Origin of the sequence: Streptomyces sp. PA03-3a, from assembly GCF_033792735.1 — a bacterium.
Lineage (GTDB): Bacteria > Actinomycetota > Actinomycetes > Streptomycetales > Streptomycetaceae > Actinacidiphila.
In genome coordinates, this window is sequence record NZ_JARAVM010000001.1 from 455,886 (window position 1) to 470,380 (window position 14,495).

Below are 14,495 nucleotides of genomic sequence, written 5' to 3' on the forward strand. Positions count from 1 at the left end.
CATGGGGCGATACGCCCGATTTGTTCCCGTTCGGTCCCTGAGGTTCATATCACGGGCACGGGGTGTCGGGGACGCACCATCGGTGCGACACAGCCGGCGGAGGTCAGGCGGACGATTCGGCGGCCTGTTCCTTCCTGCGCCGCCGGTAGGCCCGCATCGACGCGCGGGATGCGCACCTCGGGCCGCAGTAGCCGGCGGAGCTGTTGCGTGTCCGGTCGAAGAAGCAGAAGTGGCACGGATCGTGGCGGCACGCCCGCAGCCTGTCCCACAGCCCCGCGTGGGCGAGCTCGGTGACGTTCGCCAGCACGGTCCCGAACAGTCCGGGGATGCCGGTCTGGGTGCTCGTCAAGGTGGCGCCCGCGGCCGTGACGACCGTGGTGAGCGGGTACCGCGCCGCGATGCCGCGCAGGTGCTCCTCGGCCTGCGCGAGCGCCTCGGGTGTGGTGCTCGGGTCGCCCGCGTGCGCCAGCAGCACGGCGATGAGGGCGTCGCGCAGCTCGCGTGCCCCGGCGGCGTCGGCCTCGGTGACATGAGTGCTCTCCGTGCCCAGGCCGTGCTCCATCAGCCATGCCTGCATGGCCGGGGCGTCCGAAAGGCGCTCGGGGAGCTGCCGGGGCCCGGAGGCGTGCGTGTTGAGGAAGCGCAGGAGTGCGTCAGCGGCCGCCGGCTGGTTCAGCGGACTGCGTTCGGTCGTGGGTGTGGGCATCGTGCGGACCTCCCTTCCCGACCATTCTAGGTCGCTCTCCGTTAGGCGTGTAACGGATACGGTCCTTGCTCTCTTCCCGTGCGGTGAGGTGCGTCACGAAAGTCGAAATTCGGTCATCCGGGCTTTGCGCGTTGTTGGCTAATCGCCTACGGTCATAACCACGAAGACGGGCAGAGCCGCTCCTGGAGCAAGGCTCGAAGCCTTCGGCCGCCCGACCGGTGTCCCGGCGTGCGGCGCCCGTGCGGCCCGCCGTCCTCGTCCCTCCGAAACGGTGACCCGCCCGCGTGCGGCGCACCGCCGTCGATCAAGAAGGACCTCCCCATGTACATGAAGCTCGAAGTGGTCATGCTGCCCGTGTCCGACGTCGACCGCGCCAAGGCGTTCTACGAGGCGGCGGGATTCCGCCTGGACCTCGACAAGGCCGTCAGCGCGGACTGGCGCGCGGTGCACCTCACCCCGCCGGGCTCGGAGTGCTCGGTGATGTTCGGCACGGGGCTCACCTCCGCCGAGCCGGGCTCCGCCCAGGGCCTCTACCTGGCCGTTCTCGACATCGAGGAGGCCCGGGCGGAGCTGATCGCCCGTGGCGTCGAGGTGAGCGAGGTGTTCCACGACGCCGGCGGCCTGCTGTTCCACGGCCACGCCGGCGGTGACACCACCCACCTGCTGGAGGGCCAGGGGCGGCTCGCCGGCCTGCACCCCGAGCGCGCCTCGTACGGCTCGTTCGCCACCTTCAGCGACCCGGACGGCAACGGCTGGGTGCTCCAGGAGATCAAGCAGCGCTTCCCCGGCCGCTGACCGGCCTCCGGCGCCGGCTCCCTCCCGCAGGGGCGTAGGGGGCCGTACGGACGCACGGCCCCCTACGCGCCAATACGCGCACATGCTCGTTCATAGCGAAAGGAATCCCCCGTGAACATGCCCCCCGTCGAGCCGCCGGGGCAGGACGGCCCCGCCGCGAAGCCGGCGTCGCACCGTGCCCCGCGCGGACTCTCGCGACGCACCTTCGTCGGCGGCGCGGCCGCCTCCGCCGCCACCGTCGCCGGCCTCTCGCTGGCAGGCGGGCTCCCGTCGGCCTCCGCCACCCCGCCCACGCGGGCGCCGCACGCGTTCGGGACGGTCTCCTCGGCGCCGCGGCTGCCGGCCGGGTTCACCCGGACCTTCAGCAGCCGCTTCGTACGGGCCGGCGGGCTGCGCCAGCACGTCGTCATCGGAGGTGAGGGGCCGCCGCTCCTGCTGGTGCACGGCTGGCCGCAGAACTGGTACGCCTGGCGCATGCTGATGCCGGAACTGGCCCGGCACCACACCGTCGTCGCCGTGGACCAGCGCGGCATGGGGCTGACCGACAAGCCCCGCAGCGGGTACGACACCGGCACCCTCGCGGACGACCTGGTCGCGCTGATGGACGCCCTGGGCCACGAGCGGTTCGCCGTCGTCGGCCACGACACCGGAATGATCACCAGCTACGCGCTGGCGGCCGACCACCCGGAACGGGTCGCCCGCGTCGCCCTCGCCGAAGTTCCCGGCCCCCCGCGGCAGTCCGCGTCACCGCCTCTCTTCCTGGACGAGCGGGACAACAACAGGCTCTGGCACATCCCGTTCAACCGGGTCGACCACGAGCTGATCGAAACGCTGGTCAGGGGCCGCGAAGAGGACTTCTACGGCTACGAGTTCGACATCCAGGGCGGGGAGCGGCTGCCGCGGTACGCACGCGAGTACTACGTGCGCCTCTTCTCCGACCCCGCTACCCTCCGCGGCAGCTTCGGCTTCTACCGCGCGTGGGACGCCACCGCCAAGCAGAACGACAGGCGCGCGGAGAAGAAGCTGACGATGCCGGTCCTGGCGATCGGCGGCTCCGAGAGCTGGGGCGCCGGCGTCGCCGACGCGATGGGGCCCCTCGCCCAGGACGTACGGGGTGTGGTCATCCGTGGGGCCGGCCACTGGGTCGCCGAGCAGGCGCCCGGCGAGATGCTCACGGAACTCGGCACGTTCCTCGCCCCGTACCGCCGCGCCGCCGGCCGCCGGTAACCCTCGGCCGGGGCCCACCCGGGCGATCCCCACCCACAGACGGGAGGCACGGTGTTCTCCGACATCGGCCCGCTGGAAGTACTGACGCTGCTCGTGGTGGCGGTCGTCCTCGTCGGACCGGACAAGCTCCCCGGGCTGGTCTCCGACACCGTGCGTGCCCTGCGCGGGCTCCGTGAGCTCGCGCAGGGCGCCCGGGCGGGCCTGCGGGACGAACTCCCGCCCGACATACGGGACCTGGACCTCACCGACCTCGACCCGCGCGATCCGCCCGCCGGCGGCCGGCGGCCGTGACGGGGCCGTCCTCACCGACCCCGCAGGGGATCGCGGCACCACCTCGGCACCCTGGCACCCTGGCACCTCAGAAAGGAAATCCCCATGTTCGGCAGGCTCGGAGCACCCGAGATCCTTCTCATCCTCGTCGTAGTCCTCCTCCTCTTCGGCGCCAAACGGCTTCCCGACATGGCCCGCTCCTTCGGGCAGTCGCTCCGGATCCTCAGGAGCGAGACCAAGGCCATGCGGGACGACGACGGCGACGGGACGACCGGCCCCGCGCCGGCCCCCGCCCTCGCCGGCGGTGACCGCACCCCCCACGCGGCGCCCGGGGACGCCGTGGCGGACGCGCCCCACCGGCGCTGAAGCGCCCGGACGGACCGGCGATGACCACCGGCACCGCGCAGGGCCCCGACGGGATGACCCTCCGGGAGCACCTGCGCGAACTGCGCAACCGGCTGCTCAAGGCCGTGGGGGCGATCCTGCTCGCCACCGTCGTCGCGGCCCTCTTCCACCGGCAGCTGATCGGCTTCCTGATCGACCCGCTGCCCGGCTGCGCCCCCGGCCGCCTGACCGGCGCCCCAGCGGCGGACGGCGCGGGCCACTGCGGCGTGATCGCCCTCAACGGCCTCCTGTCGCCCTTCAGCCTCGTGCTGAAGGTGTCGATCACCGCCGCCGTGGTGGGCGCGAGCCCGGTGTGGCTGTACCAGCTGTGGGCCTTCCTCGCGCCGGGCCTGCACCACCACGAGAAGAAGTACACGCTGGCCTTCCTCGGCGCCGGCATCCCGCTGTTCCTGACCGGCGCCGCGGTGGCCTACCGGACGCTGCCCACGACCACCCGGGTGCTGATCTCCTTCACCCCCGACGACGCCACCAACATCCTGCCCGTCGACGACTACCTCGACCTGGCCACCCGCATGGTCGTGGTGTTCGGCCTCTCCTTCGAACTCCCGGTGCTCCTCGTGCTGCTGAACCTCGGCGGGGTGATCAGCGCCCGGCGGATGACCGGCTGGTGGCGCGGCATGCTCATGGGAGTCGCCGCCTTCGCCGCGGTCGCCACCCCCAGCACCGACCCGGTCAGCATGCTGCTGCTGGCGACCCCGATCGGCCTGCTGTACGGGGCGGCGTGCGCGATCGCCTGGTGCCACGACCTCCGCCGCCGTCGGCGCGGCGCGTCCGGGCGTACCGACCCGGCCGGTGACGCCGCCGAAAGCCGCGGCGACGCCGTCGTCAGCCGGTCATGAGGTGCCCCGGCGGCGGCTCACTCCGCCCAGGGCTCGAAACCGGTGTCCAGGACGGCCTCGAGGAACCCGCGCAGCCGGGCCGCGTCCTCGGTACCGAAGCGCTCCTCGAACCGGGTCTGCACGTCGTCCCACAGGGGGAGCGCGGACTCCATCCGCGCCAGGCCCTCCGGTGTGATCGTGACGATCCTCGCGCGGCGGTCGGCGGCCGAGGTCTCGACGGTGACCAGACCCTCCCGCGCGAGCGGCTTGAGGTTGGAGGCCATCGTCGTGCGATCCATGGCGATCATGTCGGCGAGAGCGGTGATCGTCAGCTCCCCCCGGGCCCCGAGGTGCTGCAGGATGCTGAACTGCGTCGCGCGGAGGCCGACCGGGGCGAGCGCCTTGTCGTAGGTCGCGCCGAGATATCTGGCCGCCTTGCGCAGCGCCAGGTTGTTGCACAGCGCGGCCTTGGACTCCGCAGCGCTCATGGTCACCTCCCAAACATCCCACCCATGATACGAGCATCTGCTCCCTCACGGGAACGGCGGTCCCCGCCGCGCGGCCGCGAGCCCGTCGCGACGGGCGGCTCCCGTGGCCGAAAGAACACAGAACGACAGGAGAAGTGATGGACACGACGGACACCCAGCAGGCACACCGCACCTACGACGTGGTCGTCATCGGCGGTGGCCCGGTCGGCGAGAACGTCGCCGACCGCGCCGCGGCGGCGGGGCTCAGCGCCGTGATAGTCGAACGCGACCTGCTCGGCGGCGAGTGCTCGTACTGGGCCTGCGAGCCGAGCAAGGCGCTGCTGCGACCGGTGGTGGCGCGGGCCGACGCGCAGCGCGTGCCCGGGCTGGACCACGCGGTGGCCGGTCCGCTGGACGCCGCCGCGGTCCTCGCGCACCGCGACGCGATGGCGGCGTACTGGAAGGACGAGGACCAGGTCGCCTGGCTGGAGTCGGTGGGTGTCGACCTGATCCGCGGCCACGCCCGGCTCGCCGGTACCCGCACGGTGGCCGTGCGCACGCCCGAGGGGGACGGCGTCGAACTGACCGCCCGGCACGCGGTCGCCGTGTGCACCGGCACGGGAGCGGCGCTGCCGGACCTGCCCGGTCTCGACGCCGTCCGTCCGTGGACGAGCCGCGAGGCGACGACCGCCGGCGCGGTGCCCGGGCGGCTGGTCGTGGTCGGCGGGGGAGTGGTGGCCGTCGAGATGGCCACCGCCTGGCAGGGCCTCGGCTCCCGGGTGACCATGCTGGTCCGCGGCGAGGGCGGGCTGCTGCCGAGGATGGAGCCGTTCGCGGGCGACCTGGTCGCCGACCACCTGCGCGAAGCCGGCGCCGACCTCCGGTTCGGGGCCTCCGTGGCCGCGGTGGCCCGTACGGACGGCGAGGTGCGCGTCACCCTCGCCGACGGCGATCACGTGGTGGCGGACGAGATCCTCTTCGCGACCGGCCGCACCCCGCGGACCCGGGACGTAGGCCTGGAGACCGTCGGCCTCACCCCGGGAGACTGGCTGCACGTGGACGACGGCTGCCGTGTGACCGGGGTGGCGGGAGACTGGCTCTACGCCGTGGGCGACGTCAACAACCGTGCCCTGCTGACCCACCAGGGCAAGTACCAGGCCCGGATCGCCGGCGCGGCCATCGCCGCCCGCGCCAGGGGCGAGGCGGTCGACGGCACCCCGTGGGGTGCCCACACCGCGACCGCCGACACGGTCGCCGTCCCCCAGGTCGTCTTCACCCACCCCGAGATAGCCACCGTCGGCCTGACCGCCGGCGAGGCCGAGCGCACCGGGCGGCGGGTCACGGTCGTCGACCACGACCTCTCCCGCCTCGCGGGTACCCACCAGTACGGCGTCGGCTACCGCGGCCGGGCCCGCATGATCGTCGACGAGGACCGCGGCACCGTCGTGGGTGTCACCTTCGCCGGCCCCGGCGTCGCCGAACTGCTCCACTCCGCCACCGTCGCCGTCACCGGGGCGACACCGATCGACAGGCTCTGGCACGCCGTGCCCGCCTTCCCCACGATCAGCGAGGTCTGGCTCCGGCTGCTGGAGAGCTACCGAGACCGTCCGGTGCCGGTGAAAGCGGGATGAAACGCCGCATGATCTCAAATCCGTGAAGATTCCGCTTCCGGTGTTAGGAAGCGTTCACATCCTTCGCAGCGCAAGTAAAGTGGAGGCATGTCAGACGTCAAGCCGCGGCAGGAAGCGGCCCCCGAGGCGACGGTGCCGCTCACTCCCGACGAGGAGGCGGTCGTCCGGTCGCTGAGTCGTGTCATCTACGCCCTGCCCCGCGCCCTGGACACTGACATGGTGCGCGAGCAGCGGCTCCCGCTCATCGAGTACCTGGCCCTGATGTACCTCTCCGAGGTGCCCGAGCGGCAGATGCGCATGAGCGATCTCGCGCGGGCCTGCGAACTGTCGGTGAGCGGGATGACGCGTGTCGTCCACCGGCTGGAGAACGAGGGGCTCGTCCAGCGCGTCAAGTGCACGCAGGACGCCCGCGGCTGGAACGCGGTGCTCACCGACGCCGGCCTCGCCCGGCTGCGGGAGGCGTGGCGGACCAATCTGTCCTCGGTGCGCCGCCACTTCCTCGACCACCTCGAGGGCCTGGACCTCAAGGCGCTCGGGGCGGCACTGAAGAACGTCGCCACCTGACCGCGCCCGGACGGCCGGGGTGGCCACGCCGCCGTGACGCGGCGGCCACCTCGCCGTGGCAGAGGCGTGCCCCTGCCACGGCGCCCGGTCAGGCCTTCGCGGCGACCGGTTCCCCGGCCTCGGACGCCGCCGCGCCCGCACCCTCGCCGACGGCGCCGGCCGACGGCGTGACAGGGGTGTAGAAGACGCTGCCCTGGCGGCGGGACCGCTCGGCGAGCCCCTTCGCGACCAGCGCCTCAAGGGCGTTGCGCACGACGGGGGCGGTCGGTGCGGAGCGGTCCGGGTGCCGCTTGGCGAGCGCGTCGACGAACTCACTGACCATGCGCGGTTCGTCGTCGGCGGCGAGGACGTCGGCGACGAGGCCGCGCAGGGTCGGCTTCTCCTTCTCCTTCTCCGCGGTCGGCGCCGCCTTCTTGGCAGACTTCCGGGACTTGGCCCCTGCGGCGGTCTTCCGCGCGCGTGGCCGTGGGACGGCACGGGCCTTGCCCTCCTGCGGAGCACCGGCCGCGACGGCGGCCGGCGCCTCCACGACCGGCGCCTCCGCCGCCGGTTCCGCCTCGGCCGGTTCCTCGCGCGCCGTGGCGTCCGGTGCACCGGTCGTCACGGTGCCCTCCAGCCGGGTCAGCCAGGCCCGCTCGTCCTCGAGCCGGGTCAGGCGGGCCTGGAGCTCCGCCACCTGCTCCCGTACCGCTGCCTGTTCTCTGGCGTTGCTCTCCAGGTCCTCTGCGAGACGCGTCGCATACCGGTCCTGAATGGTTGTGTTGTGGGACACGACAGCCGCTTTCTCGTGTATCGGATGTTGCTGCCGGATGGTACCGATTCTTTACCCCCCTCGTCCGGAACCGCCCCGTTCTCAGCGAGTTGGGACTTCCTCAACCCCGCTCCTGCGGGCCGAACGCCCCCGCCTGCGCAAGTCCCGGCCCCAGCAGGCTCGCGGACAGTCCGTGCCAGGTGTGCACGTCCCAACCGCTCAGCTCCCGCAGGCGGTTGAGGCGGTACTTCACGGTGTCGGGGTGCAGATGCAGCGCCCGGCCGGTCGCGGTGAGGGAGAAGCCGTTGTCCGCGAACCCCCGTACGGCCAGGATCAGTTCGGGATGAGAAGCGGCGGGCCCGACGGCCGCCTGCGGGAACGGCGTCGCCGCCGGCCACGCCTCGTCGAAGGGGACGGGCGGCCCGTCGTCTCCGCCGCCCTCGGCCTCCGGGACCCGTTCGTCGCCACCGTCCGCACCGGGCGGGAACTCGACGCGGCCCTCGACCGGGCCGCGCGGTACCCCGGCCGCCTGGCCCTCATCGAGGCGGTCACCGGCACCGACGACGTGCCACCGCTGCTCGGCAGCTTCGCGCACTCCCCGAACGACCGGAATCACCACCCCTTCCTGACCGCCGGGCGGGCCGCGGCAAGGGCAGGACGAACCCGCACCGAGGACTTCGGGGTGCCGCGGCGCCGGGCTCGCTCAGGCCCGCCAGATGTTGTCGAAGGCCGCCTGCTCGACGTCCTTGCGCTGCCGTACCGACTGCAGCTCCTCGACGGCGTCGTGGACCGCAGCCAGCACGGTCGCCACGGCGTCGTCGGTGACCTCACCGGCCGACGGCGCGTCCTCGCCGCGGTCCCCGGAGATCCCGGCGGCGGCGGCCAGGGCCGACAGGACCGGCTCCCCGGACGTCCAGCGGGCGAGCGCCTCCTCGCGTGCGGGGGAGTCCAGCAGCACCGGCTCACCCGTCACCCAGGGCCGCCAGCGGGGGCTGTTCACGGCGGTCAGGCCGGTCGCCCGCAGCCCGGCGCGGTAGACAGAGGAGAGGTTGCGGCCCCTGCGCCACAGCCAGTCCTCGACCGACTCGTACGGTGCCTCGTCGGCGAGCGCGGACGCCGCCTGGTCCAGCAGATGGTCACCGGTCACCGGCCTGTCCACCGGGACCAGGCGGTCACCCTCCAGGGTGACGGCCCGCGCACCCAGCAGGTCGATCACCTCGGCTCCGGCGAGCGCGAGCGAGAGGTCGCCCGCCTCGACGGGCGGGCTCGAGGCCACGTCCATGCTGACGATCATCAGGTCCTGCGGCGTGCTCATGGCGGCTCCCGTCGAAGAGATCAACAACGATACGTCGCCCGGCGCCGCGGACCGCCGCTCCCGGCCCACGGCGAGCCGTCCCGCACGGCGCGCACCCGTCCGTCCCGTGTGCTCAGGGGTTCGTCCAGGCGCTCGGGGACTCCGTCAGGGCCGGCACACCGCGCGGCAGTTCGGCCCCCGCGACGTCGGCGAGGGACACACCCTCCAGGATCTCGCGCACGTTGGACCGCAGTGCGATCCACAGCGGCAGCAGCGACTCCGCGGGACCGGTGTACGCCAGGTCCGGAGGGCGCACCCCGCGGACCGACACGAGCGGTCCGTCGACGGCGCGGATGACGTCGGCGATGCTGATCGACGCGGCGGGCCCGGCCAGGCGGTAGCCCCCGTTGCCGCCCCGCCGGCTGACGACCAGACCGGCACGGCGCAGCTCGTTGAGGATGCCCTCGAGGAACTATTTTCGGCGGTGGCTGCGTCGCGGTGCCTCGCGGTGCCTCACTGGGCCTTCGCGGAGGTCTTGCGGATGGCGACGCAGGCGATGTCGTCGTTGAGGCTGCCGTCGCCGTGCCGGAGGAGGGCCTGGTGGAGCAGTTCCAGGAACCCGGCGGGTGACGTGGTGGCGGCCTGCCGGGTCCACGCGGCGAGCGGGAAGAAGGCGCCGTCCGGGTCGCGGGTCTCGCTGACGCCGTCGGTGTAGAGCAGCAGCAGGTCGCCGACGGCCAGGGGGACGCGGTCCACGTGGTAGCCGGAGCCCAGAAGTGCCGCCAGGTTGACCGGCGGTGACGGGGCTGCGGGCTCGACGGCCCGGGTGCGTCCGCCGTGCACCAGCAGCGCCGGCGGATGCCCGCAACTGAGCACGCGGGCGTGGTCGGCGGCCGGCGGGATCTCCACGATGACGGCGGTGGCGAAGCGTTCGCAGTCGTCCTGCGCGGGCACCGCCGCGGTGTACCGGGCCATGGTCGTCTCCAGACGCTCCGCGAGGTGGGCCAGGTCCGGGGCGTCGTAGGCCGCCTCGTGGAAGGAGCCGAGGAGCGCGGCCGAGACGCCGACGGCGGGCAGGCCCTTGCCGCGGACGTCCCCGAGGACGAGGCGCAGACCGTGGGGCGTGTCGGCCGCGGCGTAGAAGTCGCCGCCGATGCGGGCCTGGGGCGCCGCGGCGAGGTAGAGGGTGGCGATCTCCAGATTCCTGATGCGCTGCGGCACCGGCCTGAGAAGGACCTCCTGCGTCGCGTCGGCTACGGCGCGGACCTGGGCGAGGGTGTGTTCGCGCTGCAGGCGCAGATGGCTCGCGTAGGCCGCTGCCAGGCTGACGGCGCCGATCGCGCCCGCGGTGTACAGGGCCGACATGTCGGAGAAGGCCAGGGCGTAGCCGATCACCGGGAGCAGGCAGATCACCCCTAGGGTGAGCGTCGCCCGCACGGACCAGACCGACGCGGCGAGCGCGGGTGCCGCCGGCAGCAGCCGGGTGAAGGGGACGTCCTGGGGGGTGAGGACCGCCAGGACCCCGATGACCGCGGTCAGGACGGCGGGGGACAGCAGAACGGGGTCCCGGCGCCGCAGGTTCGACCACATCGTCCGAAATCGGGCCAGAGCGCTCATGGCTGGATCGTAGGCGATCCTTGATCGTCTCCCGCGGGTGCGACATCTGACGCCGCGTCCGCCCCGGGATGCCCACCGCGGGTCGGCGGACGTCGCGCGTCCTCGGGTCGGTGCCCCCCTGGATCAGAAGGGAGGTTCGAGATCGCCGCGGCCGTCGCTGTGCGGCCCGCAATCCCAGGGTTCCTCCCTGAAGGGTTCGGGGCCGGGAACGTCGTGCCCCCATGCTGCAAGGGCGTCCCAGGCGACGCGACGGTCGGGGCCGTGGCCGCTGGTGTCCAGGACGCGGCGCGCGTGCACGGCGAGGTGATCACGGTGCTCGGCGAGTGCGGGGTGCTCGGCGAGGATGAGCGCGGCCACGACGGCGGCTTCCCGCACGTCCTCGTGGCCGTCCTGCAGGAAGGGCGCGACGGCCCGGTAGAGCGTCGGCCGCAGACCCCGGAAGGCCGCCATGGTGGTGCCGGGAGTGAGGGATCCGGGGAAGTACCGCTCGATGCGGCCGACGGTCTCGTCGCAGGCGTCGTAGGCCACCGACGCCAACCAGTTCAACAGCGCCGCGCGGACGGGGACGTTGCGGTAGGCCCGGAGGTTCGCGGCCGCCGGGTGGGTGAGGATGCCGGCGACGTACAGGGCGGCGGGGGCGGTGGCCTCGTAGATGCTGTTCTGGTGGTTGACCGTCTCAACCAGCTCCGACAGGGCGGCGACCTGGATTGCGGGGTCGGGAGCCAACAGCCGCGCGAGGACCTCGGGAATGTCCTCACCGTTCCCGAAAGGCGTTCGGAGTGAGCCCCAATCGGTCTCCGTCAGGACCGCCTGGTAGGGCGGCAGGTCGGGCTCACAAGGCGCCCCGGCGCCGGAATGGCTTTCGTGCACGGGCCAAACCTAGACCGGCCCTCTGACGCGATGCCCTTGCGGGCCGGTCATCGGGGATCGCTCGGCTCTACCTCCGTGGCCTCAGTCCGGCGAACAGGTCATCGAGTAGGGTTCCGACGCCGTGATCACTTTCAGCCGCATCACGATCGCTCCATGGCGGCCGGCCCCGCCGGAAGGTTCGCCGGGGCTTCCCGTGGAGGGAGGGCGGCTCGATGCTCATGCCGGCGACGCCCGCGCACGGAAGGGAGGTGCTGGAACTGCTCGAGCCTCACTGCACGGACATCCGCGAACATCTTGGTAACGGGCGCGGCCGAGACGTCCGGCGCGGCGTCGGCCGATGGGTGGCCCCCGAGACCAGGGAGCCGGGCGTGGGCCTGGCGCGTCCGTCGGAGCTCTCCCCATGTGCGCTGACCGGTCCGAGGAGAAGGCCGGCTGACGCACGGTGGGCACGTGTCCCGATGCCGCCCCCGGAGTGCGCGATCCTGCGTCCTTGAGAAACCGCCGGTGGCACGCCGGAGAGCACGGGACCTCAGGTCCGATGCGGTTGTGCCAGAACCAAGAAACCAGGAAACCGGGAAAGGCCGACGCGAGATGTCACCCTGCCTGGGATTCCCATCCGTTCGACGTGGTGTGTTCGATTTATGTGAAGGAGTTTGCAATGGCCGCGATTTCTGAGGCCTCGGAGCTGAACGCCCGCTCCGCCTGGGCGGTTGTCGACTGGTTCTCCGACGCCCTGGACAAGACCCGTTTCGAGGGGAGGTTCGTCGGCAACATGTCCGCCCTGGCGGTCGGTCCCGAGGGCCGGGTAGCCGCCCTCGCGGACCGTTCCCTGCTCTTCCACCTGGACGCCGCCACCCACGAGCCCGTCGAAGTCGTGGCGCTGTACGACGAGAACGGGAAGGAGACGGACTTCGAGGCCCTGGTCTTCGACGAGGACGGCACGCTCCTGATCGCGTCCGAGGAACCGGCCGTTCGTCGCTTCACCCGGGAGGGGAAGTTCATCGAGAGTCTGCCGGTCCCGGACAGCCTCCTCGTCGAGCCCAGGGGCCGGGCCGTGGTCAACGAGACCTTCGAGGGCCTCGCGATGCAGCCCGGCGGTCTCACTCTCGTGGCGTCGATGGAGGGCGCCCTGAGGGGTGACGAGAGCGCGTACGTGCGTTTCCAGACCTGGGAACGCGAAAGCGCCGGCGGCGAGTTCCGCACGGGCGTGCAGTGGGGCTACGAGCGCGACGGAGGCCTGTCGCTGTCGGACATATGCGCGTCCGGTGACGGCAGAATTCTCGTTCTGGAGCGAGGCTTCGACAGGAGCGTCGGCAATATCATCCGGCTGTATCTCGCCGACCCGCGCGAGGCGGACGACATCACCGGTGTCGAGAGCCTGTCCGGCCGGGACGGCGTCCGCCTGATGGACAAGACCCTGCTGGTCGACATGGTCGACTGCCCGCCGCTCGGGGCCACGAACAAGCAGTCGCAGGCCAACCCCCTGCTCGGCAACATCGAGGGCATGACGATCACCGAGACCACTCCGGACGGTCGTTTGAAGGTCCTCATGGTCACTGACGACAACCAGAGCGACATGCAGACCACCCGGCTTTACGGGCTGACCATACGGCTGCCCGAGCTCTGAGCCCCGTTGCGCCGTCCTGTGGCCGACGCGGCGATGCGCGGCGAAGGTCGCCCGGTCCGGACCGACCTCCAGTGCCGCCGTCCCGACCGGCCTCGACAGGTCTGCCGGGTTCACACCCCCTCGCTCCGGCCGGGTCGGGGCGCGGGGGTGAGCGCCGCCTCGCGAGTCCGAGCCGGGACGCCTGGTGGTCCCGGTTGCTCGAAGTGGTGGCGGTCACCTCTGTCCGCACCGGCAGCGGCGGCGGCCTCTCGCCTCCCGCCCTCGGGCGTGGGCGTGGGCGTGGCCCGTCTGCCTGAGGGCGGGATCCCGTGCCGGGCACGGCGTGACGCCGCCGCCTGCGGGGCCCCTCCGAATGGGCCACTGCCGGGGCTCGTCGACGGGCTCACCAACAGGAGTATATGCTCTTATTTATGCGGCTCGGCGACATCGCCGGTCGCATCCCGCTCGGCGATCAGGCGGAGGCGGAAGCGCACGCTCCGCCGTGGCGGCGCATGTCGATCTGTACTCCCGGCGCAGGGTGCTCGCCTGAGCGTCGGGAGGCGAAGGAGACCACGGCGATGAACGTGACACGAGCACCCAGGCCGCCTGGGAAGCTCGAGGACGAGTGGGAGACACTCCGGCCCGCCGTCTTCGGAGCGGCGTACCGCTTGCTCGGCAGCGTGGCCGATGCCGAGGACGTGGTCCAGGACGTGTGGCTGCGGGCAGCCACGGCCGACCTGCGAGACGTCCGCGACCTCCGGGCCTGGCTGGTCACGGTGGCGGCGCGACGGTCGTACGACATCCTCAAGTCAGCCCGTGTCCGCAGGGAGACCTATGTGGGGCCGTGGTTGCCGGCGCCCCTGCTGACGGGGCCGGACGCCGCCGAGCCGGTGCTGGTCGACGAATCCGTCGGATCCGCGATGCTCCTGGTGATGGAGGAGCTGAAGCCGCCCGAACGTGTGGCCTTCATCCTGCACGATGTGTTCGGTCTCGAGTTCGGCCACATCGCCGACGTGCTCGATGTCTCCGTGGGGGCCGCCCGCCAACTCGCCTCACGGGCACGACGCAAGGTGGCCGCGGGCAGGCAGTGCACCGTACGCGCCTCGCGGGCGGAGCGTGAGCGCCTGCTCGTGGCTTTCCGCAACGCCTACGAAGCGGGCGACATGGCCGGCCTGGTGCGCCTCCTGCACCCCGACGCCGTCTATGTCACCGACGGTGGCGGCAGGGTCGCCGCGGCGCGCAAGTCCATTCGGGGCGGCGAGCGCGTCGCCATGGTGTTGGTGAGGGCAGGGCGCCTGTTGCGCGCGGACAGCATCGAGGTCGTCGAGGTCGGGGGCGAGCCGGCGCTCCTGCTGCGCCTGGCAGGGCGGCCCGTGTCCGTGGACACGGTGGAGATCGAGGACGGCCGTGTCGTCGCGTACCGCAGGGTCCTCAACCCGGACAAGCTCGCGCACGTGTGACACCTCGCAATGGG

The 14,495-nt window shown here is 72.4% G+C and carries 16 protein-coding genes and 1 pseudogene; 9 read left to right on the forward strand and 8 right to left on the reverse strand.

All coding sequences use genetic code 11. The features are described 5' to 3' along the window. Positions 1 to 103: 103 nt before the first annotated feature. Positions 104 to 706, reverse strand: a complete 603-nt coding sequence (locus PV342_RS01925) for a CGNR zinc finger domain-containing protein (RefSeq protein ID WP_500315656.1) — start codon at positions 704 to 706, stop codon at positions 104 to 106. Between the two features lie 321 nt (positions 707 to 1,027). On the opposite strand from PV342_RS01925, the gene PV342_RS01930 reads away from it, so the two are divergent. From PV342_RS01930 to tatC, 5 genes are all read left to right on the forward strand, one after another. Beyond that, positions 1,028 to 1,501: a VOC family protein gene (locus tag PV342_RS01930; RefSeq protein ID WP_361007801.1), complete on the forward strand. Its 474-nt coding sequence runs from the start codon at positions 1,028 to 1,030 to the stop codon at positions 1,499 to 1,501. A 117-nt stretch (positions 1,502 to 1,618) separates the two neighbouring features. Further along, positions 1,619 to 2,728 carry an alpha/beta fold hydrolase gene (locus PV342_RS01935; protein ID WP_400797476.1) on the forward strand — a complete coding sequence of 370 codons (1,110 nt, stop codon included), beginning with the start codon at positions 1,619 to 1,621 and terminating at the stop codon, positions 2,726 to 2,728. A 51-nt stretch (positions 2,729 to 2,779) separates the two neighbouring features. Beyond that, positions 2,780 to 3,019, forward strand: coding sequence for a twin-arginine translocase TatA/TatE family subunit (locus PV342_RS01940; RefSeq protein WP_018562111.1), 240 nt, complete (start codon positions 2,780 to 2,782; stop codon positions 3,017 to 3,019). Between the two features lie 84 nt (positions 3,020 to 3,103). Continuing rightward, positions 3,104 to 3,364, forward strand: coding sequence for a Sec-independent protein translocase subunit TatA (gene tatA / locus PV342_RS01945; RefSeq protein ID WP_361007806.1), 261 nt, complete (start codon positions 3,104 to 3,106; stop codon positions 3,362 to 3,364). Positions 3,365 to 3,384: 20 nt separating this feature from the next. Continuing rightward, entirely contained in the window at positions 3,385 to 4,242 is an 858-nt protein-coding gene (tatC, locus tag PV342_RS01950; RefSeq protein ID WP_500315657.1) for a twin-arginine translocase subunit TatC, read from the forward strand. Positions 4,243 to 4,259: 17 nt separating this feature from the next. Here the strand turns inward: tatC and PV342_RS01955 are convergent, their stop codons facing one another. Continuing rightward, positions 4,260 to 4,709: a MarR family winged helix-turn-helix transcriptional regulator gene (locus PV342_RS01955; protein WP_391578614.1), complete on the reverse strand. Its 450-nt coding sequence runs from the start codon at positions 4,707 to 4,709 to the stop codon at positions 4,260 to 4,262. Positions 4,710 to 4,846: 137 nt separating this feature from the next. Between PV342_RS01955 and PV342_RS01960 the strand changes: the two genes are divergently transcribed. Both PV342_RS01960 and PV342_RS01965 read left to right on the forward strand, forming a co-directional pair. Continuing rightward, positions 4,847 to 6,319 carry a dihydrolipoyl dehydrogenase family protein gene (locus tag PV342_RS01960; protein WP_500315658.1) on the forward strand — a complete coding sequence of 491 codons (1,473 nt, stop codon included), beginning with the start codon at positions 4,847 to 4,849 and terminating at the stop codon, positions 6,317 to 6,319. Between the two features lie 87 nt (positions 6,320 to 6,406). Further along, on the forward strand, positions 6,407 to 6,883 hold the full coding sequence (locus PV342_RS01965; protein ID WP_361007813.1) for a MarR family winged helix-turn-helix transcriptional regulator: 477 nt from the start codon (positions 6,407 to 6,409) through the stop codon (positions 6,881 to 6,883). A gap of 88 nt (positions 6,884 to 6,971) precedes the next feature. Here the strand turns inward: PV342_RS01965 and PV342_RS01970 are convergent, their stop codons facing one another. From PV342_RS01970 to PV342_RS01995, 6 genes and pseudogenes are all read right to left on the reverse strand, one after another. Next, positions 6,972 to 7,655, reverse strand: a complete 684-nt coding sequence (locus PV342_RS01970) for a hypothetical protein (protein WP_400796610.1) — start codon at positions 7,653 to 7,655, stop codon at positions 6,972 to 6,974. A gap of 100 nt (positions 7,656 to 7,755) precedes the next feature. Further along, on the reverse strand, positions 7,756 to 8,229 hold the full coding sequence (locus tag PV342_RS01975; RefSeq protein ID WP_500315659.1) for a helix-turn-helix domain-containing protein: 474 nt from the start codon (positions 8,227 to 8,229) through the stop codon (positions 7,756 to 7,758). 108 nt (positions 8,230 to 8,337) lie between these two features. Next, positions 8,338 to 8,949, reverse strand: coding sequence for a GOLPH3/VPS74 family protein (locus PV342_RS01980; protein ID WP_400796607.1), 612 nt, complete (start codon positions 8,947 to 8,949; stop codon positions 8,338 to 8,340). A 112-nt stretch (positions 8,950 to 9,061) separates the two neighbouring features. Continuing rightward, positions 9,062 to 9,400 (reverse strand): annotated as a pseudogene (locus PV342_RS01985) (RrF2 family transcriptional regulator); the annotation flags it as partial. Positions 9,401 to 9,441: 41 nt separating this feature from the next. Beyond that, positions 9,442 to 10,518, reverse strand: a complete 1,077-nt coding sequence (locus PV342_RS01990) for a PP2C family protein-serine/threonine phosphatase (protein ID WP_500315687.1) — start codon at positions 10,516 to 10,518, stop codon at positions 9,442 to 9,444. A gap of 150 nt (positions 10,519 to 10,668) precedes the next feature. Further along, entirely contained in the window at positions 10,669 to 11,415 is a 747-nt protein-coding gene (locus tag PV342_RS01995) for a hypothetical protein (protein ID WP_500315660.1), read from the reverse strand. A 658-nt stretch (positions 11,416 to 12,073) separates the two neighbouring features. Between PV342_RS01995 and PV342_RS02000 the strand changes: the two genes are divergently transcribed. Both PV342_RS02000 and sigJ read left to right on the forward strand, forming a co-directional pair. After that, positions 12,074 to 13,042 (forward strand): esterase-like activity of phytase family protein, encoded by a 969-nt coding sequence (locus tag PV342_RS02000; protein ID WP_386994308.1) that lies wholly within the window; start codon positions 12,074 to 12,076, stop codon positions 13,040 to 13,042. A gap of 557 nt (positions 13,043 to 13,599) precedes the next feature. Continuing rightward, on the forward strand, positions 13,600 to 14,481 hold the full coding sequence (gene sigJ, locus PV342_RS02005) for an RNA polymerase sigma factor SigJ (protein ID WP_400796598.1): 882 nt from the start codon (positions 13,600 to 13,602) through the stop codon (positions 14,479 to 14,481). Positions 14,482 to 14,495: the final 14 nt, after the last annotated feature.